Genomic DNA, 22,624 nt, shown 5'->3' with positions numbered 1-22,624 from the left:
CTAGCGCCGCCACGCCGGCCCGCCGTCGCCCAGGCGGCTCACCGCGACCACGATCCGCTCGCGCGCGCCCTCGCGGCGCTGCACCAGCAGGCGGGCCACCTGGGCGTCGTCGTGGAAGGCGTAGCCCTTGATGGCGTCGAGAACCGCCTTGGCCAGGTTATCGAGGTCGAGCCAGGGCGGATCGCCCATGTAGTCCATCCAGATCTCCACCGAGAATTCCCCCCAGGCCGGCCGCGCGCCGCGCCAGGCCTTGCGGAAGAACTCGTAGATCAGCGGCTTGTAATAGCGCGCCTGCGAGGTGAGCCCGTCGACCTCCAGGGTGAGGCCGGTTTCGGTCTCCCGGGCGCGCACCTTGCCGTGCTGGGTCCAATTCTCGTCCATGGTCGCGGTTCTAGAAGCGCAACGGCTTGCAGTCTCGCGCCGTCTCGCTAAACCGGCGGCGTTCCGGCTGGAGGCGCCAATGACCGCGACCCGCACTGAGACCGACACTTTCGGCCCGATCGAGGTGGCGGCCGACCGCTACTGGGGCGCCCAGACCCAGCGGTCCCTGGGCAACTTCAAGATCGGCTGGGAGAGGCAGCCGCAGCCGATGATCCGGGCGCTGGGCGTGGTCAAGCGCGCCGCGGCCGAGGCCAACATGGAGCTGGGCCGGCTGGACAGGACCATCGGCCAGGCGATCGTCGCCGCCGCCCAGGAGGTGATCGACGGCAAGCTCGACGACCACTTCCCGCTGGTGGTGTGGCAGACCGGCTCCGGCACCCAGTCGAACATGAACGCCAACGAGGTGATCTCGAACCGCGCCATCGAGGTGATGGGCGGCGAGATGGGCTCGAAAACGCCGGTCCACCCCAACGACCACGTCAACATGAGCCAGTCGTCCAACGACACCTATCCCACCGCCATGCACGTGGCGGCGGCGGGCGAGGTGGCGCGGCACGTGATGCCGGCGCTGGAGCACCTGCACGCCGCGCTGAAGGTGAAGGTCGAGGCCTTCGCCCACATCATCAAGATCGGCCGCACCCACACCCAGGACGCCACGCCGCTGACGCTGGGCCAGGAGTTCTCCGGCTATTCGCAGCAGGTCGCCAACAACGTCCGGCGCATCAAGGAGAGCCTCTACGGCCTCTATGAACTGGCCCAGGGCGGCACCGCGGTGGGCACCGGCCTGAACGCGCCGGTGGGCTTTGCCGAGCTGGTGGCCGAGCGGATCGCGGCCCTCACCCACCTGCCCTTCGTCACCGCGCCCAACAAGTTCGAGGCGCTGGCCGCCCACGACGCCATGGTGTTCAGCCACGGGGCGCTGAACACCACGGCCGCGGCGCTGTTCAAGATCGCCAACGACATCCGCTTCCTCGGCTCCGGCCCGCGCTCGGGCCTGGGCGAACTGTCGCTGCCGGAGAACGAGCCGGGCTCGTCGATCATGCCGGGCAAGGTCAACCCGACCCAGTGCGAGGCGCTGACCATGGTCTGCGCCCACGTGATGGGCAACCAGACGGCGATGACCTTCGCCGGCGCCTCGGGCCACTTCGAGCTCAATGTGTTCAATCCGGTGATGGCCTACAACTTCCTGCAGTCCTGCCGGCTGATCGGCGACGCGGCGGTGTCGTTCACCGACAACTGCGTAGTGGGCATCGAGGCCCGCGAGGACAACATCAAGGCGGCCATGGAACGCTCGCTGATGCTGGTCACCGCGCTGGCCCCCAAGATCGGCTACGACGCGGCGGCCAAGATCGCCAAGACGGCGCACAAGAACGGCACCACCCTGCGCGACGAGGCGGTGGGCGGCGGCTATGTGACGAACGCCGAGTTCGACGAACTGGTGCGGCCGGAGAAGATGATCGCGCCGGGGTGACCCCCTCCGCTCACCCTGACGAACGTCAGGGCCCTCTTTCCTCCCCCGTCCTCTGCAGGACGGGGGGAGAAAAGGTCGCGGCCGCGCCAGCCTTACGTCGGTAAACACATTTTCGGGGTGGCGAACAACACCTCCGCCGGGCTCTCCCTGACGGTTGCAGTCCAGTGATTTCCTGAGTGGAGTCGTGGGCTTGCACGATCTCCGGGCGTCGTCGGCCGCGGCTTGAGGTGTTGACCGGGGGTGTTGACCGGTCAACACCTAGTCCCAGTCGCCGGCGGCCTGGCTCTTGGCGGCGAGTTCGGGGTGCTGCTGCGCCCAGTAGCCCTCCGGGCCGTCCTCGCGGATGGACTCCATGACGTGACGGGGCGGGATCGGGGCGCGGTCGGCGAAGGCTCTGGGACTCAGCCGCGCAGCCTGCCAGCGCAGGGTCTGTATCCGCAGGCGGGCGAGCTGGACGGTGGCCGGGGTGGCGTCGCGGGCGATCTTCCAGGCGAGGTCGAGCTTGACCTGCGCCTGCTGCTCGCGGGCGAGGTCCAGCATGTAGGCGAAGGCCGGGCTGCGGCGCGCCCAGGCGCCCACCGTCACATGGCTCGGCATGTCCGGATCGCGGCAAATGTCGGCCAGCGCCTCGCCGTGGGCGATGCGCCGGCAGACGGTCTCGGCCACCGCGTCGGAATAGATCCCCGGCCGGTCCGGGGCCAGGCGGCCCCGTTCGGCCAGGCGCGCGAGCTGTTTGCGCAGCCTGCGCGACGGGGCCGCCTCCGCGCGGTCCGCCGTCCGCGCGCGGGCCTCGGCCATGGCCGCGGCGAAGGCCGGACGGCGCTCGGCCCACTTCAGGACCGTGGGCTTGGAGGGCATGTCCGGATCGCGGCAGACCGCGTTGAGCGACCAGCCCGCGGCGAGCCGCAGGCAGATTTCCGCGCCGGTCTCCTCGGTGTAGCGGCCCTCGTTGGGTTCAAAGCCGGCGCCGGTGCGCACGTCCGGGCGGGGGGAATCGTACTCCGGTCCAAAGTCCGGCGTCATGGGGAGCGTCCTCAATTCGCCCGGCCAGGGCGCCGGACCCGCCCAGGATAGCGCGACGGCGGCGGCACGACAAGAACAAATAGAGAACATTTGTCGGGGCCGCCTGCGGGCGACACGGCGCCGCGCCTCTTTCCGACCCGCCTGTGCGCATGGGTCCTCGGGACAAGCCCGAGGACGACGTCCGGGAGGAAGAAGGGCCCGAGCCGCAGGTCTGCAACGGGGTGGAGGGACCATCTCCACCCCGAACATGAGATCCCGGCGTTTGCGCTTGGGGTGAAGACGCCGCCGCCTGGTTCCGGGCATGTCGCCATTGCCGGCAGCCCGGCCTATAGCAGATGGACGCGCCTTCGATTGCAGTCGCCGCGCTCTCCCAATGTCCGTCACCATCCGCACCTATGAGGAAGCCGACGCCCCGATAATGGCGGAGCTTTACTTCCAATCCGTCCGCATCATCGGCGCCAGGCATTACCGCCCCGAGCAGGTAACCGCCTGGGCGCCCGCTTCGATAGATCCGGCTTACGTTCGTGCTCGGGCCGCCGATGGACGGACAACGCTCGTCGCGATCAACGACCGCGGAGAAATCGTCGGCTACGGCGACCTTGAGCCGGATGGACACGTGGATCACCTCTATTGCCGCCCGGACGCCGTAGGCGCCGGGGTGGGCTCAAAGCTGCTGGATGAGCTGACCCGCGCCGCGCTCTCCATGCATATTCCGCGCCTCTTCGTGGAGGCCAGCGAGGCGGCCCGGCCGCTGTTCGAACGAAGGGGTTTCGAGCTAATTCGCCGGCGAGATATCATTCTCCGGGGCGTGCCGATCCATAATTACGCGATGGAAAAGGCGCTGCACCAAGCTGGTCCTGACCCTAAACAAGAACAGCCGCAACAGGGCGATGGAGCAATGCCCCTTTCCACCCCGAATGATTCTTCACAACGTTGACCGTCGGAACAGCGAAGGCAATGTCTGGTTCTGGACGAACCGCCATCGCCGAATTTCGACCCTTCCCGGAACTTCGGCATGCGCCCTAACTGGCAAGGTCAGGCGACGGCTCGGCCATGTGAGTCATGACATTCAGACTCATGACATACCTGTTGAACCACTCATCGTCCTCGCGAAGGTGGGTAATGCCGCCCGGACTGGAGCGCATATTGATGTAGCCCGCCGCTTCTACCGGCATCTTTACCCATGCAGCGACCACAAAGGTCAGAGTGTAGCCATGCGTGACGATGATTTGCGTTGGGCAAGGACTCTCGATGATCATGTCCATGGCCCGGTAAACACGAGTTATGACCTCACGCTTGGTCTCGGCGTCTTCGATGCCTCCGCGATGGTCGAGACGATTGCCGATCTTTGGGGCTCGCACGACCCGATCATTGAACCATGTCTGTGGCTTGCCGCCCGCGCCGCCATAGTTCATCTCCCGCAGGTCAGAGGTCGTCTTCGCCTCAACGCTCAATCTCGCGGAGATGATCTGCGCGGTTTCGGCCGCGCGAAGCAGGTCCGAGGCGTAAATCTCCAGCGGCCGACTGCCGCCGATCACGTCCTGAAGGCGCGACGCCACCATGCCCGCTTGCATTCGGCCCAGATCGGTCAGACCGGCGTCGTACCAACCGCCCACCAACCCTGCGATGTGGTGGCGCGACTGCGTGTGTGTCACCACGTAGATATCCTTCATTCGCGCTTCCTCCGAGTTCCGAGCCGCCTGACAAACCGGTTGCCGGCGGCGATCAAACACGACGTCCAGGGCGAGCGGCGTTTAGCGACCGCCGGTTGACGTAGCAATCGCTCGCGCAGCAACGCCCGCAAAAAGGCGCGCTGTCCCACCGAACCGCCCTCCTAACCTCTGCTCTACCCGAACATCCGTTCCGGACGTGTCGTCGGGGCCTGCGCCTCAACGACCCCAGGGATAGACCCGGTCTCCCAGATGGAGGCGCGAAGCTGATCCTTGCCAGGCCGGCCGCGCGGGCGCTCAATGGCTGCCGATGCTGACGCGAGGGGCTGACATGAAGATGTTCGCTGGCGTTCTGTGCCTGGCGATGGCGGGCGCGGCGACGGCCCGGGCGGCGGAGCCGAACAGCGCCGTCCTGACGCCGATCCACCAGTTCATCGGAAGCTTCAACAAGGGCGACCTCGCGACCGCCAGGGCGACCCATGCCGCGGACGCCTCGATCCAGGACGAGGTTCCGCCGCACGTCTGGCGCGGGCCGGGGGCGTTCGACGCCTGGGCGGCGGACCTGGGCAAGGCCTCGAAGGCGGCCGGCATGACCGACGAGAGCGTCGCCCTGGGCAAGCCGCTGCGCATCGAGGTCGACGGCGACGCCGCCTATGTGGTCGCGGCGACGGCCTTCAACTACCGGCAGCATGGCCGGCGCATGACCGAGGCGGCGCGGATGGTGTTCTCGCTCCACCAGGAACCGGCGGGCTGGAAGATCAGCGCCTGGGCCTGGGCCGGGGAGGCGCCGCATCCCGCCGCTGCGCATCGGGCCGGCGCGGCGGCGCCTCCGGCCGCCCCGGCGGCGAAGCCCTGAGCGACGTGCCCTGAGCGACGTGCCAAGTCCCCGGAATCCCGCTTAGATGGCGGCCGCACCGGGCATCCAGGGGACAGTGATCGAGATGGGCGGGCCAGAAGCCGCCGGCTCGGCCGAGGACGCGGTGGCGCTGGCCGACCGATGCATCGCCGCGCTTTCAGAGCCGGCAGCCCGGGCGGCGGCGGAAGACGCGTTCATGGCCGCGCGCGGCTAGCGCATCCTCGAATTGCCGACCGGACAGGGGCTGGTCGTCAAGCGGTAGCCTCGCCGGGACCGGGAGGGTCGCCGAAGGGCCTCAGGCCCGGCGGCTGACGGCGAAGTCCGCCAGGTCCTCCATCGCCGGGCGCCAGGGGTTGGCGGCGGAGAACTCGGCCAGGCCCGCCTTGGCGGCGGCGGCGTAGTCGGCGGCCAGGTCGAGGGTCGACTGCAGGGCGCCGGTGGCGCGCATCAGCTCGCGGGCGCGCTGGAAGTCGGCGTCGGTCTGTTCGCGGCGATCGACGGTGCGCCGCCAGAACGGCTCTTCCGGCGCGCCGGTGCGGGCCATCGCCAGCAGCAGCGGCAGGGTGGCCTTGCCCTCGCGGAAGTCGTCGCCCGGGTTCTTGCCCAGCACCTCGCTGGCGCCGGAATAGTCGAGCGCGTCGTCCACCAGCTGGAAGGCCAGGCCGACGTCCTGGCCGAAGCGGCGCAGCGCCTGGCGCTGCTCGCGCGGGGCGCCGGCCGAGACCGCGCCGGCCTCCGCCGCGGCGGCGAACAGCTCGGCGGTCTTGGCGCGGATGATCTGCAGATAGGTCTCCTGGGAGAGGTCCAGGTCGTGGGCGCGGGTGAGCTGCAGCACCTCGCCCTCGGCGATCACCCGGCTGGCCCGGGCCAGGATCTCCAGGGCGGCCATCGAGCCCGCCTCGACCATCAGCTCGAAGGCCCGCGCGAACAGGAAGTCGCCCACCAGCACGCTGGAGGGCGCACCCCAGATCAGGTGCGCGGCCACCCGGCCGCGGCGCAGCTCGGAGGAGTCCACCACGTCGTCGTGCAGCAGGGTGGCGGTGTGGATGAACTCCACCGCCGCCGCCAGCTTCAGGCAGGCGTCGTCGCGCGCGCCGCACAGCCGGGCCGAGGCGATGGTCAGCAACGGCCGCAGCCGCTTGCCCGACGATCCGATCAGGTGGTCGGCCAGCGCCGGGATCACCGGCACCGGGCTTTGCATGCGCTCGCGGATCAGGGCGTCGACGCCCGCCATGTCGCCGCGCGCGAGCCGGATCAGTTCATCGATGGAGGGCGGCTTGGAAGCGACGGCCGCGCTGGCTGCGTCCACGGAACTGCGAACTCCTGGCTGCGGCTGGCCGCCTGGAGCGCCCTTCGCCGTTGCGGGGGACAATGGTCACGCGATAGGAGGCGGTCAAGGCGCGCTTCGCCCGCGGCGAACCAGGCGCATCAACCATGTCCCGCAGGATGGGCGAATGAGCGGCGTCACGGAGGATCGGCTGCTCGGCGGCCGGCTGCGGCTGCGCCAGCCGGCCAGCGGCTATCGCGCGGGCCTCGACGCGGCGCTGCTGGCGGCGGCCTGCGACGCGGCCGACGGCGCGCGGGTGCTGGAGGCGGGATGCGGCGCGGGCGCGGCGCTGCTGGCCGCGGCGGCCCGGCGGCCCGGCGCCCGCTTCACCGGCCTGGAGCGCGACGCGGACGCCGCGGCGCTGGCGCGGGAGAACGCGGCGCTGAACGGCCTGGACGAACGGGTGGAGGTCCTGCAGGGCGACGTCGCCGTGGCCTTCGCGCGGCTGGGGCTGGCGGCCTTCGACGCGGCGATGGCCAACCCGCCGTTCTTCGACGATCCCAGGGCCCTGCGCGGCCCCGCACCGGCCAAGCGCGGGGCCTGGCTGGCCGACGACGGCCTGGCCGCCTGGACCGGGTTCCTCTGCAAGGCGGTGCGGCCGGGCGGGACGATCACCGTGATCCACCGCGCCGACCGGCTGGCGGACCTGCTGGCGCTGCTGGGCGGGACGGCCGGCTCGCTTCAGGTGCGCCCGGTGCACCCGTTCGCCGACGCCCCGGCCAAGCGGGTGCTGGTGCGGGCGGTGAAGGGCGGCAAGGCGCCGCTGGTGCTGCTGGCGCCGCTGGTGCTGCACCCGCGGGGCGGGGCCAAGCATACCGAAAAGGCCGAGGCGATCCTGCGGGGCGAGACGGGGCTGGGTTGGGGGTAGGCCTTTTCCTCCCCCGTCCCGAAGAGGACGGGGGAGGAAAAGAGGTCAGTTGCGCGCCGTATCCACCAGCTTGTTCTTGGTGATCCAGGGCATCATGGCGCGCAGGCGCTGGCCGACTTCCTCGATCTGGTGTTCGGCGCCTCGCCTACGGGTGGCTTTGAAGCTGGGCTGGCCGGCGGCGTTCTCGTTCATGAAGTCGCGCACGAAGCGGCCCGACTGGATGTCCTCCAGCACCCGCTTCATCTCCGCCTTGGTCTCGGCGGTGACGATGCGCGGGCCGGTGACGTACTCGCCGTATTCGGCGGTGTTCGAGATCGAGTAGTTCATGTTGGCGATGCCGCCTTCGTAGATCAGGTCGACGATCAGCTTCACCTCGTGCAGGCATTCGAAATAGGCCATCTCGGGCGCATAGCCCGCCTCGACCAGGGTCTCGAAGCCGGCGCGGATCAGCTCCACCAGGCCGCCGCAGAGCACGGCCTGCTCGCCGAACAGGTCGGTCTCGCATTCCTCGCGGAAGTTGGTCTCGATGATGCCCGAGCGGCCGCCGCCGATCGCCGAGGCGTAGGCCAGGCCGAAGTCCAGGGCGTTGCCGGTGGGGTTCTGGTGGACGGCGATCAGGCACGGCACGCCGCCGCCCCGCTGATACTCGCTGCGCACCGTATGGCCGGGCCCCTTGGGCGCGATCATCAGCACGTCGATCGTGCTCTTGGGTTCGATCAGGTTGAAGTGGATGTTGAGGCCGTGGGCGAACAGCAGCGCGGCGCCGTCGCGGATGTTGGGGGCGATCTCACCGGCGTAGATGCCGCGCTGCAGCTCGTCGGGCGCCAGCACCATCAGGGCGTCGGCCCACTTGGCGGCGTCGGCCACGCTCATCACCTTCAGGCCGTCGGCCTCGACCTTCCTGGCGGTGGCCGAGTCCGGGCGCAGCGCCACGGCGACGTTCTTCACCCCGGAGTCCGCCAGGTTCAGCGCGTGCGCGCGGCCCTGGCTGCCGTAGCCTACGATGGCGATCTTCTTGTCCAGGATGCGGGCGATGTCGGCGTCGCGGTCGTAGTAGACGCGCATGGGAGTTCTCCTGAACGAGCGTTGCAGCCGGGCTTGCGGGTTCCAGGCCGCAGACGGGCGGCGCTATCGACCGTTTTTTTGGGAAAAGGTCAAGGGAAGCGCGACACTATGGGCCGATGATCGAGATCACCGACAGCCTGAGCCTCGACGAGGACGAACTCGTCGAGCGGTTCGTCAAGGCGAGCGGTCCCGGCGGCCAGCACGTCAACAAGACCAGCTCGGCGGTGGAGCTGCGCTTCGACGTGCGCAACTCCCCGTCGCTGCCGGACGACGTGCGCGCCCGCCTGGAACGGCTGGCCGGCAGCCGGCTGACGCTGGACGGCGTGATCGTGCTGTTCGCCCAGAACGCCCGCTCGCAGGAGATGAACCGGCAGGACGCCCGCGAGCGGCTGATCGAGCTGATCCGCCGCGCGGCGGTGGCGCCCAAGCGGCGCAAGGCCACCCGGCCCACCTACGCCTCGAAGCTCAGGCGGCTGGACGGGAAGTCGCGGCGCTCGGGGGTGAAAGCCGGGCGCGGGCGGCCGCAGGACGAGGGTTGACGCGCACGGGCTCTTCAAGACACCGGCGGAAGCTGAAAGAATATTCCCTGGACCGGCGAGTCGCCTGCAAATGGAGGTTGCCCTAAGGTCTTCCGGCGACCGACAATGCGACACCTTCCGCGTGCGCCGCTGCTGGGCGGACGCCTCTGGACTTGCAAGGCCTGGACATATGTCTTCGACCCGCCTCATCGCACTTTCCGCCACCCTGGTGCTCGCCGCCGCCTGCGCCACCCCGGAGGGGCCGCCGCCGCCGCCGATGACGGCCGCGCCCTCGGCGACGGTGTTCCGCCCGTCCGACTTCTCCTGGTCGGCGGTGCCCGGCCGCGGCCGCATCGAGGGCAAGCTGACCTACAAGCGCGGCGACCAGCGCTACACCTGCGCCGGCGCGGCGGTGATCCTGACGCCGGAGACGCAGTGGACGCGGCGACGGATGAGCATCCTCTACAAGTCCGCCAGCTTCGCCGCCCTGCCGGTGGCGGAGGTCCGCGCCCGCACCCCCTCGGAACCCGGCGAGGACTATTCGGCCTTCGTCCGGCGCACCACCTGCGACGGCGGCGACGGCTTCAGCTTCTCCGGCTTGCCGGACGGGCCCTGGTACGTGATCACCGTGGCCAAGCCGGTGGGCCCAGGCTCCGACAGCATGGCGATCATGCGCCGGGTGGAGACCAAGGGCGGCAAGCCGGTGAAGATGGCGCTCTGACCCGCCCCGCCGGGGGTGGAGCCCACCTTCAGCTTGTGCGTTAATACTCCGTGAGGGATGACCCCTGCGGAGGGATCATGATGCGTAAACTACTGATCGGCGGGATGGCGGCCCTGAGCTTCGCCACCGCCATCGCGCCCGCGACCGGAGCGATGGCGCGCGACCACCGCCACTACCGCGGCCGCCACGACGACGACGGCGCGGCCATCGCGGCCGGCATCGCAGGCCTGGCCATCGGCGCGGCGCTGGCGTCCGGCGGCGGCCGGCGCGACTACGGGCGCTACGACTACGACGGGCGGGGCTACTACCGCGAAAGCTACGACGACGGCTACTACCGGCCCTATTACGGCCATCGCTACTATCGCCCGTACGCCTATAGCTACAGCCGCTGCAGGACCACGACGAACTGGGATCCGTGGGAAGAGGCCTACGTCCGCCGCACCCGCTGCTGGTAGGCGACGGCCGCCGCCCTACACCCGCAGGATCGAGCCGCGGCGGCGTCAGTGGACATCGGCCCGCCTGAACCACGCACTGCGCCCTGGGTCCGACACCAGCCAACCTGAACATGGTTGCTCCCCCGTCCTCTGCGGGACAGGTGAGGAAAAGGCGCCGTCATCCGCGCTAGTGAACTTTCGCCCGCCCGATCACCAGGCCGTCCTGGTCGGCGGTGACGTCGATGACCGCGCCGTCCTCCAGCTCGCCGGCCAGCAGCTTGCGGGCGATGGGATCGACCAGCTCCTTCTGGATGACGCGCTTCAGCGGCCGGGCGCCGTAGACCGGGTCGTAGCCGCGCTCGCCCAGCCAGTGCAGGGCGGCCGCGTCGAGGCTGAGCGTCATGCGCCGGTCGGCCAGCATCTTCTCCACCCGCTTGAGCTGGATGCGGACGATGTCGTCCATCTCGGCGCGGCCCAGGCGGCTGAACAGGATGATCTCGTCGATGCGGTTGAGGAACTCCGGGCGAAAGTGGCGGCGCACCTGGTCCATGACCAGGGGGCGAACCTTCTCCACGGTCTCGTCGCCGGCGAGCGCGGCCAGGTGCTCCGACCCCAGGTTGGAGGTCATGATGATCAGGGTGTTGCGGAAATCGACCGTGCGCCCCTGCCCGTCGGTCAGCCGCCCGTCGTCCAGCACCTGCAACAGCACGTTGAAGACGTCGGGATGGGCCTTTTCCACCTCGTCGAACAGCACGACCTGGTAGGGCCGGCGGCGCACCGCCTCGGTGAGCGCCCCGCCCTCGTCATAGCCGACGTAGCCGGGGGGCGCGCCGATCATGCGGCTCACCGAGTGTTTCTCCATGTATTCGCTCATGTCGAGGCGGGTGATCGCCGCATCGTCGGCGAACATGAACTCGGCCAGCGCCTTGGTGAGCTCGGTCTTGCCGACGCCCGTGGGGCCCAGGAACAGGAAGGAGCCGATCGGCCGGTTGGGATCCTGCAGGCCGGCGCGGGCCCGGCGCACCGCGTCGGAGACGGCGACCAGCGCCTCGTCCTGGCCGACCACCCGCCTGCGCAGGGCGTCCTCCATGGCCAGCAGCTTCTCGCGCTCGCCCTCGAGCATCTTCTCCACCGGCACGCCGGTCCAGCGGGAGACGACGGCGGCGATCTGCTCGGCGTCGACCACCTCGGGCGAGACGGCGTTGCGGGCGGCCTCTGCCTCCTCTTCCGCCATGCGCTTCTCGAGCGGCGGGATCTCGCCATAGGCGATCTCCGAGGCGCGCTGCAGGTCGCCGCGGCGCTGAGCCTGGGCCAGCTCGGCGCGCAGGCGCTCCAGCGCCTCGCGGGCCTGGGCGGCCTGGCCGACCTTTTCCTTCTCGGCCTTCCAGCGGGCGGTCATCTGGGCCGACTGGGCTTCCAGGCCGTCGAGCTCCTCCTCCAGCTTGCCGAGCCGGGCCTTGGAGGCACTGTCGGTCTCCTTGGCCAGGGCCTCACGCTCGATCTTCAGCTGCACGATGCGCCGGTCGATCTCGTCCAGCTCCTCGGGCTTGGAATCCACGGCCATGCGCACGCGGCTGCCGGCCTCGTCCATCAGGTCGATGGCCTTGTCGGGCAGGAAGCGGTCGGTGATGTAGCGGTTGGAGAGGGTGGCGGCGGCGACGATGGCGCTGTCGGTGATCCGCACCCCGTGGTGCAGCTCGTACTTCTCCTTCAGCCCGCGCAGGATCGAGACGGTGTCCTCCACCGTCGGCTCGTCCACGAACACCGGCTGGAACCGGCGGGCCAGGGCCGCGTCCTTCTCGACGTTCTTGCGGTACTCGTCGAGGGTGGTGGCGCCCACGCAGTGCAGCTCGCCGCGGGCCAGCGCCGGCTTCAGGAGGTTGGAGGCGTCCATCGCCCCCTCGCTCTTGCCGGCGCCGACCAGGGTGTGCATCTCGTCGATGAACAGGATGATCGAGCCCTCGGCGGCGGTGACCTCGTTGAGCACCGCCTTCAGCCGCTCCTCGAACTCGCCGCGGTATTTCGCCCCGGCGATCAGCGAGCCCATGTCGAGCGACAGGAGCTTCTTGTCCTTCAGGCTCTCGGGTACGTCGCCGTTGACGATGCGCAGGGCCAGGCCCTCGACGATGGCGGTCTTGCCGACGCCGGGCTCGCCGATCAGCACGGGGTTGTTCTTGGTACGCCGCGACAGCACCTGGATGGTGCGGCGGATCTCTTCGTCGCGGCCGATGACCGGATCGAGCTTCTGGTCGCGGGCGGCCTGGGTCAGGTCGCGGGCGTAGCGCTTCAGCGCGTCATAGCCCTCCTCCGCCGAGGCGGAATCGGCGGTGCGGCCCTTGCGGACGCTCTCGGCGGCGGCCTCAAGGCCCTTGGTGTTGGCGCCGGCGTCCTTCAGCGCGCGGGCGGCGTCTCCGCCCTCGGCGGCCAGCGCGATCAGCAGGCGCTCGGTGGTGACGAAGGCGTCGCCGGCCTTCTTGGCGTCCTCCTCGGCCTTGGCGAAGACGCGCGCGGCGTCGGGCGCCATGTAGAGCTGGCCGGAGCCGCCCTCGACCTTGGGCAGCTTGCCGAGCGCGGCCTCGGCCGCGGCGTCGGCGGCGTCGGGCCGGCCACCGGCGCCCTGGATCAGGGTGCGCGAAAGGCCGTCCTTTTCCTCCAGCAGCACCTTCAGCAGGTGCAGCGGGCTGAGCTGCTGGTGGCGGCGGGCGAGCGCCAGGCTCTGGGCCGACTGGATCGCCTGCTTGGCGCGGTCGGAATAGATGTCGATGTTCATCGGGTCCCCTCATCAGGCGGGTTGGCGGAAGCCGCCTCGATCAAGCGCAACCTCCGGCTCACCCGATGTAGTGTGGCAATTGCGTCACACAAGGTTCGAGCGGCGTCGGAGAGCTTCGTGGCGGTGGACGCCCGTTGAATCAGCCCTCGGGGCTGCGCGAGGCCCGGCGTCGCCAGTTCCGGGACGGAGCCGCGGGTTCAAATGCAGGAAGAATTATTTCGGATTGGCGCCGGGCGCGCAGGTCTCCGAGGATGCGGCTTACCCGACACCAGCCCCTGACGGCCTGGCGGCGGGGACGGGTCCTCCTTGGGATCTCCGGCAGGCGAGGCAACGCAATAAGAGGGAGGCCGAAGGTGGCTGACTACAAGTTCTTGAATTACGACACTTTTGACGACAACCAGGTCGTCCGGATCACTCTGAACCGGCCGGGCTCCCGCAACGCCCAGAACCGCGGATTGCTGGTCGAGCTCAACGAGGCGTTTCTTGCGGCCGAAGCCGACGACCGCGTGCGGGTGATTATCCTGGCGGGCGCCGGACCGATATTTTCTTCGGGGCATGACCTGGGGTCGGCGGAGATGCGCGCCGAGCTGACGCCCGGCCCGGAGCAGCACGTGACCGCCCGGACGAACGGCGGGACCCGGAACGGCACCGAGAAACGCATGCTGCAGGAGTGGCACTATTTCTTCCAGAACACGCTCCGCTGGCGCAATCTCAGGAAGATCACCATCGCCCAGGTCCATGGCTCCGTCTACTCGGCCGGACTCATGCTGATGTGGAGTTGCGACCTGATTGTCGCGGCCGAAGAGACTGTCTTTGCCGACGTCGTCGGCGCACGACTGGGCATGTGCGGCATGGAATATTTCGCTCACCCCTGGGAGTTCGGTCCCCGGAAGACGAAAGAACTGATGCTGACCGGGGATTCCATCGACGTGGAGGAAGCCTATCGGCTGGGCATGGTGTCGAAGGTCTACAAGATTGACCGTCTTGCGGAAGACACCCTCGCGCTCGCGCGGCGCATCGCGCGCCTGCCGACCATGGCCGCGCTGATGATCAAGGAATCGGTGAACCAGACGGTCGACAACATGGGGTTCCACAATTCACTGCAAGCCTGCTTCAGCCTCCATCAGCTGAATCATTCCCATTGGGCCGAGGTGCATAAGGGCGGCGCACCCGCCGGCCTGCCTGAGGACGGCGTTCCCGACTGGAGGACGGCCGCGCCGGTCGTCCCGGCCCAACGGGATCGATAGGGCCGGAAGGCGACCGCACCCGGCGGATCGTCCAAGCTAATCGAGGAGCTGGAAGATCGCCGAGCCGGACGACACCGCGGCGTCCCCGGCGCCCTCGTCATGGAGGATCATCCGGACGCCCACCTTGCCCTCGCCGCCTCGCACCGCCTCGCCCTCGACGCGGAAGGGGCCGACCTTGCCCCGGGCCAGGAACATCACGTGCCAGGACTGCATCTGGAGCCGGTCGGAGCCGACGAGGCCGGCGGCCAGGTCCATGGCGGCCGTCTCCAGGACGACGTGCTGCGGGCCGATGTGCAGGGCCGCGTCGGGCGAGGCCGTCTCGGAGGTGAGTTGGGGGAGCGACCAGCGCCCGTCAGCTCGCCGGGCGGCGCCGAACGCCTTCCAGAGCGGGGGCAGGTCGGGAGAGTCGATGATCTCGAGCCTGTCCTCGGCCATCTTCCGGAGCCCCTCGGGCGGCGCGCCGATGATGGCGCCCTGGCCCTCGGTGAAGGCGATGATGCGGTCGTGGTTGTCGGCGTCGACGATCTTCGACCGGCTGTAGCACATGCGGACCCCCCTCTTGAGGCCCTCGGACTGGATCACCTCGATCCGCTTCACGTCGTGGGCGGCGTCGAGAATCTGGCAGGAATGGATGACCGGGTTGGGGATCGCTTCGAGGTCCGACACCCCGCCGCCCTCCGGGGCGCTGATCGAGATCGGCGCGACCAGCAGGCCGCCGACGGCGTTGCGCATGTCGCGGCGCAGCGTGACGGTGTTGTCGACCGGCCCGGTGTTCATCGAGCTGTGGTTGCGGCCGATGTAGCGGTAGCTCAGCAGCCCCGTCCAGCGCCGCCGGAGCTCCTCCGCGTAGGCTTCGGGATCGCCTGCCAATTGACGGATGTCCTTCAGCATATCGTCCGCTCCTCCGCCGGGTCGCCCGCGTCGCGCCGAATGACGATCCCAGGTGACCAGGGACATCCCGGCGCGGTGCAGGTACGCCGACGACATCTCTGCTTGCGGCCGAGGGTAGGACCTGGCTTTCCGGAGCGCAATCGGCGCGAACGCCGGGGAAGACCGCCGTGAGCCCTGCGGATGCTGTAACCATCGGCCGGGTCGTCTGTCGGATTTTGATATGGCGAGGCGACGATTTGAGGTCGCCTAATCGACCGGTCATCCTTCCGTCCGGCCACCCGCCCAGCCGCGGGCGGCGCCGAGGCAAAATCGTCAGTGCTCTGCATGATGGACATCGTGATCCGAGGTGGATTGGTCGTCGATGGATGCGGGGCCGCGCCGTTCCGCGCCGACGTGGGGATCGTCGACGGCCTGATCGCCGCCGTGGGCTCCGATCTTGGGCCGGCGCGCCGAGAGATCAACGCCGAGGACAGGATCGTCACGCCGGGGTGGGTGGACATTCACTCGCACTACGACGGCCAGGTGACCTGGGACCCGCTGGTGTCCCCATCCGGCGCGCACGGGGTGACGACGACGGTCATGGGCAACTGCGGCGTGGGGTTCGCCCCGGTGCGGCCGCACCAGCGCGACTGGCTGATCAACCTGATGGAGGGCGTCGAGGACATCCCCGGCACGGCGCTGGCGGAAGGCATCGATTGGCGGTGGGAAACCTTCCCGGAATATCTCGACGCGCTCGAGGCCGGGTTCCGCGTGATGGATATCGCCACCCAGGCGCCGCACAGCGCCATCCGCGCCTACGTGATGGGCGAACGGCAGGCCGTCCGGGGGGCTTGCACTCCGGCGGAGCTGGCGCAGATGGAGACCATCGTCACCGAGGCGATCGCCGCCGGCGCGCTTGGCCTTTCGACATCCCGCACCAAGCTTCACCTGGCGGCCGACGGCCAGCCTGTGCCCGGCAGCTTTGTCGAGATCCAGGAACTGCAGGCGCTTGGCCGGGCGATGGCGCGCGGCGGCGGGGGGATTTTCCAGCTGGTGATGGACTGGAGCGACCCCAAGGCCGATTTCGCCTGGCTGCGCGCGCTCGCCCAGGACTGCGCCGTGCCGATTTCCTATGCCCTGGTGCAATTCGACGAAGCGCCGGGCGACTACGTGGAACTGCTGGCCCTGACCGCGCAAGCCCAGGCCGAGGGGATCGACATAACCGCCGGCGTCGGCGCACGCCCGGTCGGAATGCTGATCAACCTCGAAAGCAAGGTGCACCCGTTCTCGGCGCATCCCTCGTTCCGCGACCTCGCGCCCCTGCCCCTCGCCGCCATCGTCGGCAAGATGCGCGATCCCGAGCTGCGCGCCCGCATGATGGCGGAAACCCCCGAGGGCATGAGCCGCTGGTGGCGCACGAAAATGGCGACCTTCGACGCGATGTTCGCCCTGGGCGATCCGCCGGACTACGAGCCCGCGCCCGAAGCCTCGGTGGCCGCGACGGCCGCGCGGCAGGGCCGCGCGCCGCTGGAGGTGGTCTACGACCTGCTGCTCGAGAACGAGGGCCGGTCCTGGATATATTTTCCGATGATAAACTATGGGGACCGCGACTTCGGTCCGCTGCACGCCATGCTGACCCACCCCAACGCCGTGCTCAGCCTGGCGGACGGCGGCGCCCACTGCGGAATGATTTGCGACGCGAGCGCCCCCACCTTTCTCCTCAGCCACTGGGTGCGCGACCGGGTGCGCGGCCCCCGGCTTTCCCTCGAACAGGCCGTGTCGATGCAGACCAGCCGTCCCGCCAAAGCCTGGGGCCTGCGCGATCGGGGAGTCATCGCGCCGGGACTGAGGGCGGACCTCAACGTCATCGACATGGAGAGCATCGGCGTGCTCCCCCCATATTGGGCGTCCGACCTTCCCGCCCAGGGCCGGCGGCTGCTGCAGGACGCGCGGGGCTACGATTTCACCCTGTGTGCGGGCGCGGTGACCTGGGAGGGCGGCGCCCATACCGGCGAACTGCCGGGCAGGCTGGTGCGCGGACGGCGATGACCACGTCGACGCGCCATTTTCCACGAAGGGTCCGGCCCCGGCGGGCCCGCGCCCTTCGAAGCCTCAGCCCCACAGGATGGCCTCCCGCGCCACGACCGCGAGATCGCTCCTGAGCGGATCGGCGCCGTCCGCGCCGAGCACCCTTCTCAGTCCGTCCGTGTCGCGGGCGGAAATCTCGACGATCGCCTTGAAGGGAAGGACGCAAGGGTAAGGGTTCGGCTCGCTGACGCGGTTGAGCACCACCCGGTTGGGCGCCGGCCGGCCTTCGGCGCCGGCGGCGGCGGTCTCGGCCGCCCGGCGCGCGGCGTCGAGGTCGTTGAACCACAGATAGGCGGTGGTGCGGCCCGCGCCGTCGTCGCTCAGCACCTGCTCGTCGACGTCCAACAGCAGCGGCGGGATGGGGCCGGAGAAGGTTTCGAGCTCGTCGGCCTCGAGCGTCCGGGCCCCGGCCGGATCGCCGGCCGGGCGGGCGTCGTCCCACTGCCAGACGACGCCCACCGCGTCGTAGTCGGCGGACGCGCCGGCAATCGGCGCCGGCTGGATCACCGAGGCCTGCACGTAGCGGCTCATGCGACGCCACAGCGGCAGCGACATCGCCAGGGCGCCGTGCCGGCGCCAACGGGCGACGAAGGCCTCCGGCGTCATGCCCGGCTTGCGTCTGGCGACATAGATCATCTTGCTCATGGTTTCCTCTGGCCATGCCGTTCGTTGACGGCGGCTTGCCTGCTCGCCGGCGGCGATCTCCGCCGGCGGCCTGGACGCTGCAATGCAGGACGGCTGACCGGCGCGCCCCGGTCAAGGCCGTTGCGCTCACGCCGCCGGGATTTGGCGGCCGCGGCCGGGGTTATCCGTCGGCCCCTTCCGGACAGTGCTCGGTGATCAGCCTGGCGACGTCGGTCTGCAGGAACGGCTTGGTGAGCCGCGGCAATTCCAGCAGATCCGCCTGCGGCGCGGGCAGGTCGGCATAGCCGCTCGCGAGCACGATGGGCAATCCCGGGAAGGATTTCCGCAGTCGCGTCGCCAGCTCCAGCCCGGTCATCCCGGGCATGGCCTGGTCGGTGATCACCAAGTCGAAATGCGGGTCCGACTCCATGATCGACAGCGCCTGCATCGCGGAGCCCGCCTCGGTGACCTCGTGACCGAGATCCTCCAGCATGGCCGCCGTCCCTATGCTCACCAGGGAATCGTCGTCCACCAGCAGGATTTTCATGCGGCGCCCCGGGGAGGCTGCGCGCACTTCGCGGACGGGCTGTCGAGGCTGAGGGAGATCCCGGCTCTGGGGCAGCCAGAGCTCGACCTGGGTTCCTTCACCCGGGCGGCTGTGGAGGCGAAGCCCCCCGCCGGATTGCGCCGCCAGGCCATGCACCATCGACAGCCCGAGACCGGTGCCCTTTCCGACGCCCTTCCTCGTAAAGAACGGCTCCGTGGCCCGCGCCAGCGTCGCCTCGTCCATTCCCTCGCCGGTGTCGCTGACGGTGACGCGCACATAGTCGCCCGGATGCAGGCCCGGGACGCCGTCCCCCTCCATCGTCGCGGGGCAGGCCGAGATCGTCAGGATGCCCCCGTCGGGCATGGCGTCACGCGCGTTCAGCGCCAGGTTCAGGAGCGCCAGTTCCAGCTGGTTGCAGTCCACCATGACCCTGGGCAGGTCCGGAGCGAGGTCCTGGCTCAGGTTTACAGCGGGACCGAGCCCCCGGTGGAGAAGATCCCGCATGCCGGCCATCAGCTCGCCCAGGTCGACCGTCTCCGGCCGCAGCTCCTGCCGGCGGGCGAACGCCAGGAGACGTTGCGTCAGGGCGGCCCCGCGCTCGGCGCCTTGCAGCGCGTTGTCCAGCAATCGCTGCGACCTCGGGTCGTCGGTCAGCCGCTTCTTCAGCATCTGCAGGCTGCCCATCACCGCCATGAGCAGGTTGTTGAAGTCGTGGGCCACGCCGCCGGTGAGCTGGCCGATGGTGTCGATCTTCTGGGCCTCGAACAGCTGGGCCATCGCCTGCTCGCGCTCGCGCGTCCGCTCCTCGATGCGGACCTCCAGCTCCTCGTTCAGGATCTGCAGGTCCCGGCGCGACGCCTCCAACGCCGCCGTCCGCTCCGCCACCCGCCGCTCGAGCTCGGCGTTCAGCTGCTCCAGCTCGCGCGTCTTGCGGTGCAGGTCGATGAACACCCGCACCTTGGCCCGCAGCACCTCGGGCACCACGGGCACCGGCACGTAGTCGACCGCCCCCGCGGCATAGCCGCGGACGCTGTCCAGCTCCGACAGGTGTATGGCCGAGACGAAGATCAGCGCCGTCTGCTGAAAGCGTGGGTGTTCCCGGATCATGGCCGCCAGCTCGAATCCGTCCAGGTCCGGCATCTGGACGTCGATCAGCACGACGGCCACGTCGCGCTTCAGCAGCTGCGTGAGCGCCTCGCGCGCGGAGGACGCCTTGATCAGCGTCTCCCCGAGCTCGCTGAGGATCACCTCATAGCTGAGCAGCTTGGCCGGCTGGTCGTCGACCAGCAGGATGTTGACGGGTCCCCCCACGCTCACGGCCAGCTGCTCACCGGTGCATCCACATCCGCAGGGCGGACAGCAGCTGCTCGGTGTTGACGGGCTTCGCCAGGTAGTCGGACGCACCGGCTTCCAGGCACTTCTCGCGGTCTCCCTTCATCGCCTTGGCGGTCAGGGCGATGATCGGCAGGCGGCGGAAGTCCGGATTGGCGCGGATCACCTGCATCGTCTCGTAGCCGTCCATCCCCGGCATCATGATGTCCATCAGCACGATCGCCACCTCCGGCTGCGACTCGACGATGGAGACCGCCTCGCTTCCCGTCGTCGCCGTCAGCACCTTCATGCCCCGCCGTTCCAGCACGCTGGAGAGGGCGAAGATATTGCGCGCATCGTCGTCCACAAGCAGGGCGGTGCGGCCCACCAGGTCGTCGTCCGACGAGTACAGGCGCTCGATCATCTGCTGTTTCGCCGGTGGCAGCCTGGAGACCACCCGGTGGAGGAACAGCGCCGTCTCGTCCAGCAGGCGCTCCGGTGATTCGACGCCCTTCACCACGACGCTGCGCGCCATGGTGTGCAGCCGGGCTTCCTCTTCCGGCGTCAGCTCCCGGCCGGTGAACACCACGACGGGGGTGTCCGCGAGCGCGCCGTCGTCGCGCAGCCGCTCCAGCACCTGGAACCCGGAGATGTCCGGCAGGCGCAGATCCAGCACCACGCAATCGGCGGGCTCGGCCTTGAGGCGCTCCAGCGCCTCCTCGCCGGATCCCACCGCCTCGATGTCGATGTCGTCATGGGCCAGGAGCTCGGTGACGCTGAGCTGTTCGGCCGGATTGTCCTCGACCACCAGCAGCCGCCTGCGGCGAGGTTGCGCGAAGGACTTGATCTTGGACAGGGCGTTTTCCAGCGCCACCGTCGTGGTCGGCTTGTTCAGGAACGCGAAGGCGCCGCGCGCCAGCCCGTGCTGCTTGTCGTCGTCGAACGTGACGATCTGCACCGGGATGTGCCGCGTGGCCGGGTTCTGCTTGAGCTGGCTGAGCACCGTCCAGCCGAGCATGTCGGGCAGGAACACGTCCAGCGACACCGCGGTCAGCGGGTAGTCGCGGGCCAGCGCCAGGGCGTCTGCGCCGCGCATGGCCACCAGCACCTTGAAGCCGCCGTCCCGCGCCATGTCCATCATCACCCGGGCGTAGTGGGGATCGTCCTCCACGATCAGCAGCACGGGGTCGTCCGGCTCGATCTTGTGGCGGTCGTCCAGCATGGCCTCGGCCGCCTCGAGCCGCGGGGCCGCGGCCAGCTGGGCGGCGGGCGACGGGCGCATGTCGCCCACCGGACGGATCGCGCCGGACTGCGGGCCCACGTAGGTCAAGGGCAGATAGAGCGTGAACGTGGAGCCCTGGTTCGGCGTGCTCCTGAGCTGGATCTCCCCGCCCAGCAGGCTCGCCAGCTCGCGGCTGATGGCCAGGCCCAGGCCGGTGCCGCCGTACTTGCGGCTGGTGCCCGCGTCGGCCTGCTGGAACGCCTCGAAGATGATCTTCTGCTTGTCCGACGAGATGCCGATGCCGGTGTCGGACACCTCGAACGCCACCACCGCGGGGGCGTGCCGGAGCGTGGGGTGATCCGGGCTCCAGCCTTCGGCCGCAGGCGAAACGCTCAGCTTCACGCCGCCTTGCGCCGTGAACTTGAAGGCGTTGGAGAGCAGGTTCTTCAACACCTGCTGCAGGCGCTTGGAGTCGGTGACGATGCTGCGGTCGAGGTCGGGCGCCACCAGCACCTCGAAGGCCAGGCCGCGGTTCTCCGCTTCGTGCCGGAAGGGCCGGGCCATGGTCTCCAGCAGGCCGCTGAAGATGATCTCCTCGGCGTCGACCGAGACGGTGCCGGACTCGATCTTCGACAGGTCGAGGATGTCGGAGATCAGGTTGAGCAGGTCGGTGCCGGCGGCGTGGATGGTGCGCGCGAATTCCACCTGCTTGTCGGAGAGGTTGCCTTCCGGGTTGTCCCCCAGCTGCTGGCCCAGGATCAGGATGGAGTTGAGCGGGGTGCGCAGCTCGTGGCTCATGTTGGCCAGGAACTCGGACTTGTACTTGGAGGTCAGGGCCAGCTGTTCGGCCTTGTCCTCCAGCGCCAGCTTGGCCTGCTCCACCTCGCGGTTCTTGGCCTCCACCTCCTGGTTCTGGGCCGACAGCAGCGTCGCCTTCTCTTCGAGCTCGGCGTTGGTCTGCTGCAGCTCGTCCTGCTTGGCGCGCAGGAGTTCCTCGGACTGACGAAGCGATGCGGCCTGCTGCTCCAGCTGGTCGTTGGTCTTCTTCAGCTCTTCCTGCTGCGCCTGCAGTTCCGAGGTCAGCAGCTGCGACAGCTTGAGCAGGCCCTCGGTCCGCATGTTGGCGGCGATGGTGTTGAGCACGATGCCGATGGATTCCATCAGCTGGTCGAGGAATTGCTGCTGGGTGTCGTTGAACTCGCCGAAGGTGGCCAGTTCGATCACCGCCTTCACCTCGCCTTCGAACAGGGCGGGCAGGACGATGATGTTGTTTGGCGGCGCCTCGCCGAGGCCTGAGGTGACCTGCACATAGTCATTGGGCACGTTGGTCAGCAGGATGCGCGACTTCTCATAGGCGCACTGTCCGATCAGGCCCTCGCGGAGCTTGAACTGGTTGGCCAGGTGCTTGCGCGAGTTGAAGGCGTAGGAGGCGGCCAGGTTCATCACCATGGCGCCCTCGTCGTCGCGGTCGGAGACGTAGAACACCGCGTGCTGGGCGTTGATCAGCGGCGCGAGCTCGGAGAGCACGAGGTTCGACACGGTTGATAGGTCCCGTTCGCCCTGCAGCATCCGGGTGAACCGGGCGAGGTTGGTCTTCAGCCAGTCCTGCTC

General features: G+C 69.2%; 20 protein-coding genes. 10 read left to right on the top strand and 10 right to left on the bottom strand.

Annotation, left to right across the window (positions count from 1 at the left end; translation table 11 throughout):
- Complete coding sequence (locus VGL30_RS17850) at nucleotides 1-381, bottom strand: RusA family crossover junction endodeoxyribonuclease (protein WP_331541374.1); 381 nt, start codon at nucleotides 379-381, stop codon at nucleotides 1-3.
- A gap of 79 nt (nucleotides 382-460) precedes the next feature.
- Between VGL30_RS17850 and fumC the strand changes: the two genes are divergently transcribed.
- Nucleotides 461-1,852: a class II fumarate hydratase gene (fumC, locus tag VGL30_RS17845; RefSeq protein ID WP_331541373.1), complete on the top strand. Its 1,392-nt coding sequence runs from the start codon at nucleotides 461-463 to the stop codon at nucleotides 1,850-1,852.
- A 258-nt stretch (nucleotides 1,853-2,110) separates the two neighbouring features.
- On the opposite strand, the gene VGL30_RS17840 is transcribed toward fumC, so the two are convergent.
- On the bottom strand, nucleotides 2,111-2,875 hold the full coding sequence (locus VGL30_RS17840; RefSeq protein ID WP_331541372.1) for a hypothetical protein: 765 nt from the start codon (nucleotides 2,873-2,875) through the stop codon (nucleotides 2,111-2,113).
- 373 nt (nucleotides 2,876-3,248) lie between these two features.
- Here VGL30_RS17840 and VGL30_RS17835 point away from each other — a divergent pair, with 373 nt between their 5' ends.
- Nucleotides 3,249-3,812 (top strand): GNAT family N-acetyltransferase, encoded by a 564-nt coding sequence (locus tag VGL30_RS17835; protein WP_331541371.1) that lies wholly within the window; start codon nucleotides 3,249-3,251, stop codon nucleotides 3,810-3,812.
- 85 nt (nucleotides 3,813-3,897) lie between these two features.
- On the opposite strand, the gene VGL30_RS17830 is transcribed toward VGL30_RS17835, so the two are convergent.
- Nucleotides 3,898-4,548, bottom strand: coding sequence for a histidine phosphatase family protein (locus tag VGL30_RS17830; RefSeq protein ID WP_331541370.1), 651 nt, complete (start codon nucleotides 4,546-4,548; stop codon nucleotides 3,898-3,900).
- 334 nt (nucleotides 4,549-4,882) lie between these two features.
- Between VGL30_RS17830 and VGL30_RS17825 the strand changes: the two genes are divergently transcribed.
- Nucleotides 4,883-5,401 carry a nuclear transport factor 2 family protein gene (locus VGL30_RS17825; protein WP_331541369.1) on the top strand — a complete coding sequence of 173 codons (519 nt, stop codon included), beginning with the start codon at nucleotides 4,883-4,885 and terminating at the stop codon, nucleotides 5,399-5,401.
- 46 nt (nucleotides 5,402-5,447) lie between these two features.
- Nucleotides 5,448-5,615, top strand: coding sequence for a hypothetical protein (locus VGL30_RS17820; protein WP_331541368.1), 168 nt, complete (start codon nucleotides 5,448-5,450; stop codon nucleotides 5,613-5,615).
- 81 nt (nucleotides 5,616-5,696) lie between these two features.
- Here VGL30_RS17820 and VGL30_RS17815 read toward each other — a convergent pair whose 3' ends face one another.
- Complete coding sequence (locus tag VGL30_RS17815) at nucleotides 5,697-6,710, bottom strand: polyprenyl synthetase family protein (RefSeq protein WP_331541367.1); 1,014 nt, start codon at nucleotides 6,708-6,710, stop codon at nucleotides 5,697-5,699.
- Between the two features lie 145 nt (nucleotides 6,711-6,855).
- On the opposite strand from VGL30_RS17815, the gene VGL30_RS17810 reads away from it, so the two are divergent.
- Nucleotides 6,856-7,596, top strand: a complete 741-nt coding sequence (locus VGL30_RS17810; RefSeq protein WP_331541366.1) for a methyltransferase — start codon at nucleotides 6,856-6,858, stop codon at nucleotides 7,594-7,596.
- Nucleotides 7,597-7,641: 45 nt separating this feature from the next.
- On the opposite strand, the gene ilvC is transcribed toward VGL30_RS17810, so the two are convergent.
- The gene (ilvC, locus tag VGL30_RS17805) at nucleotides 7,642-8,661 is read right to left on the bottom strand and encodes a ketol-acid reductoisomerase (RefSeq protein WP_331541365.1); all 1,020 of its coding nucleotides are present in this window, start codon (nucleotides 8,659-8,661) and stop codon (nucleotides 7,642-7,644) included.
- A gap of 116 nt (nucleotides 8,662-8,777) precedes the next feature.
- Here ilvC and arfB point away from each other — a divergent pair, with 116 nt between their 5' ends.
- The 3 genes from arfB (at nucleotide 8,778) to VGL30_RS17790 (ending at nucleotide 10,355) form a co-directional block, all read left to right on the top strand.
- Entirely contained in the window at nucleotides 8,778-9,200 is a 423-nt protein-coding gene (gene arfB, locus VGL30_RS17800) for an alternative ribosome rescue aminoacyl-tRNA hydrolase ArfB (protein ID WP_331541364.1), read from the top strand.
- 169 nt (nucleotides 9,201-9,369) lie between these two features.
- A complete protein-coding gene (locus VGL30_RS17795) occupies nucleotides 9,370-9,900 on the top strand; it encodes a hypothetical protein (RefSeq protein WP_331541363.1) in 531 nt (176 codons plus the stop codon).
- A gap of 77 nt (nucleotides 9,901-9,977) precedes the next feature.
- Nucleotides 9,978-10,355, top strand: a complete 378-nt coding sequence (locus VGL30_RS17790) for a hypothetical protein (RefSeq protein ID WP_331541362.1) — start codon at nucleotides 9,978-9,980, stop codon at nucleotides 10,353-10,355.
- 166 nt (nucleotides 10,356-10,521) lie between these two features.
- Here the strand turns inward: VGL30_RS17790 and clpB are convergent, their stop codons facing one another.
- Complete coding sequence (clpB, locus tag VGL30_RS17785) at nucleotides 10,522-13,104, bottom strand: ATP-dependent chaperone ClpB (protein WP_331541361.1); 2,583 nt, start codon at nucleotides 13,102-13,104, stop codon at nucleotides 10,522-10,524.
- A 353-nt stretch (nucleotides 13,105-13,457) separates the two neighbouring features.
- Here clpB and VGL30_RS17780 point away from each other — a divergent pair, with 353 nt between their 5' ends.
- A complete protein-coding gene (locus VGL30_RS17780; protein WP_331541360.1) occupies nucleotides 13,458-14,351 on the top strand; it encodes an enoyl-CoA hydratase in 894 nt (297 codons plus the stop codon).
- 36 nt (nucleotides 14,352-14,387) lie between these two features.
- Here VGL30_RS17780 and VGL30_RS17775 read toward each other — a convergent pair whose 3' ends face one another.
- Nucleotides 14,388-15,242 carry a hypothetical protein gene (locus tag VGL30_RS17775; RefSeq protein WP_331541359.1) on the bottom strand — a complete coding sequence of 285 codons (855 nt, stop codon included), beginning with the start codon at nucleotides 15,240-15,242 and terminating at the stop codon, nucleotides 14,388-14,390.
- Between the two features lie 324 nt (nucleotides 15,243-15,566).
- Between VGL30_RS17775 and VGL30_RS17770 the strand changes: the two genes are divergently transcribed.
- Nucleotides 15,567-17,270, top strand: a complete 1,704-nt coding sequence (locus VGL30_RS17770; protein ID WP_331541358.1) for an N-acyl-D-amino-acid deacylase family protein — start codon at nucleotides 15,567-15,569, stop codon at nucleotides 17,268-17,270.
- A 63-nt stretch (nucleotides 17,271-17,333) separates the two neighbouring features.
- On the opposite strand, the gene VGL30_RS17765 is transcribed toward VGL30_RS17770, so the two are convergent.
- From VGL30_RS17765 to VGL30_RS17755, 3 genes are all read right to left on the bottom strand, one after another.
- Nucleotides 17,334-17,954 carry an EthD domain-containing protein gene (locus VGL30_RS17765; protein ID WP_331541357.1) on the bottom strand — a complete coding sequence of 207 codons (621 nt, stop codon included), beginning with the start codon at nucleotides 17,952-17,954 and terminating at the stop codon, nucleotides 17,334-17,336.
- Nucleotides 17,955-18,114: 160 nt separating this feature from the next.
- Nucleotides 18,115-19,791, bottom strand: a complete 1,677-nt coding sequence (locus VGL30_RS17760) for a response regulator (protein ID WP_331541356.1) — start codon at nucleotides 19,789-19,791, stop codon at nucleotides 18,115-18,117.
- 16 nt (nucleotides 19,792-19,807) lie between these two features.
- On the bottom strand, nucleotides 19,808-22,624 hold a 2,817-nt coding region (locus tag VGL30_RS17755; RefSeq protein WP_331541355.1), incomplete at its 5' end, for a response regulator.

This window comes from Phenylobacterium sp. (assembly GCF_036502675.1).
GTDB lineage: Bacteria > Pseudomonadota > Alphaproteobacteria > Caulobacterales > Caulobacteraceae > Phenylobacterium.
This window is presented reverse-complemented; position numbering and strand designations above follow the sequence as displayed.

Excerpts from the sequence above, each read along its gene's own strand:
- VGL30_RS17850 (WP_331541374.1), bottom strand. The coding sequence starts at position 381 with ATGGACGAGAATTGGACCCAGCACGGCAAGGTGCGCGCCCGGGAGACC.
- fumC (WP_331541373.1), top strand. The coding sequence starts at position 461 with ATGACCGCGACCCGCACTGAGACCGACACTTTCGGCCCGATCGAGGTG.
- VGL30_RS17840 (WP_331541372.1), bottom strand. The coding sequence starts at position 2,875 with ATGACGCCGGACTTTGGACCGGAGTACGATTCCCCCCGCCCGGACGTG.
- VGL30_RS17835 (WP_331541371.1), top strand. The coding sequence starts at position 3,249 with ATGTCCGTCACCATCCGCACCTATGAGGAAGCCGACGCCCCGATAATG.
- VGL30_RS17830 (WP_331541370.1), bottom strand. The coding sequence starts at position 4,548 with ATGAAGGATATCTACGTGGTGACACACACGCAGTCGCGCCACCACATC.
- VGL30_RS17825 (WP_331541369.1), top strand. The coding sequence starts at position 4,883 with ATGTTCGCTGGCGTTCTGTGCCTGGCGATGGCGGGCGCGGCGACGGCC.
- VGL30_RS17820 (WP_331541368.1), top strand. The coding sequence starts at position 5,448 with ATGGCGGCCGCACCGGGCATCCAGGGGACAGTGATCGAGATGGGCGGG.
- VGL30_RS17810 (WP_331541366.1), top strand. The coding sequence starts at position 6,856 with ATGAGCGGCGTCACGGAGGATCGGCTGCTCGGCGGCCGGCTGCGGCTG.
- ilvC (WP_331541365.1), bottom strand. The coding sequence starts at position 8,661 with ATGCGCGTCTACTACGACCGCGACGCCGACATCGCCCGCATCCTGGAC.
- arfB (WP_331541364.1), top strand. The coding sequence starts at position 8,778 with ATGATCGAGATCACCGACAGCCTGAGCCTCGACGAGGACGAACTCGTC.
- VGL30_RS17795 (WP_331541363.1), top strand. The coding sequence starts at position 9,370 with ATGTCTTCGACCCGCCTCATCGCACTTTCCGCCACCCTGGTGCTCGCC.
- VGL30_RS17790 (WP_331541362.1), top strand. The coding sequence starts at position 9,978 with ATGATGCGTAAACTACTGATCGGCGGGATGGCGGCCCTGAGCTTCGCC.
- clpB (WP_331541361.1), bottom strand. The coding sequence starts at position 13,104 with ATGAACATCGACATCTATTCCGACCGCGCCAAGCAGGCGATCCAGTCG.
- VGL30_RS17775 (WP_331541359.1), bottom strand. The coding sequence starts at position 15,242 with ATGCTGAAGGACATCCGTCAATTGGCAGGCGATCCCGAAGCCTACGCG.
- VGL30_RS17770 (WP_331541358.1), top strand. The coding sequence starts at position 15,567 with ATGATGGACATCGTGATCCGAGGTGGATTGGTCGTCGATGGATGCGGG.
- VGL30_RS17765 (WP_331541357.1), bottom strand. The coding sequence starts at position 17,954 with ATGAGCAAGATGATCTATGTCGCCAGACGCAAGCCGGGCATGACGCCG.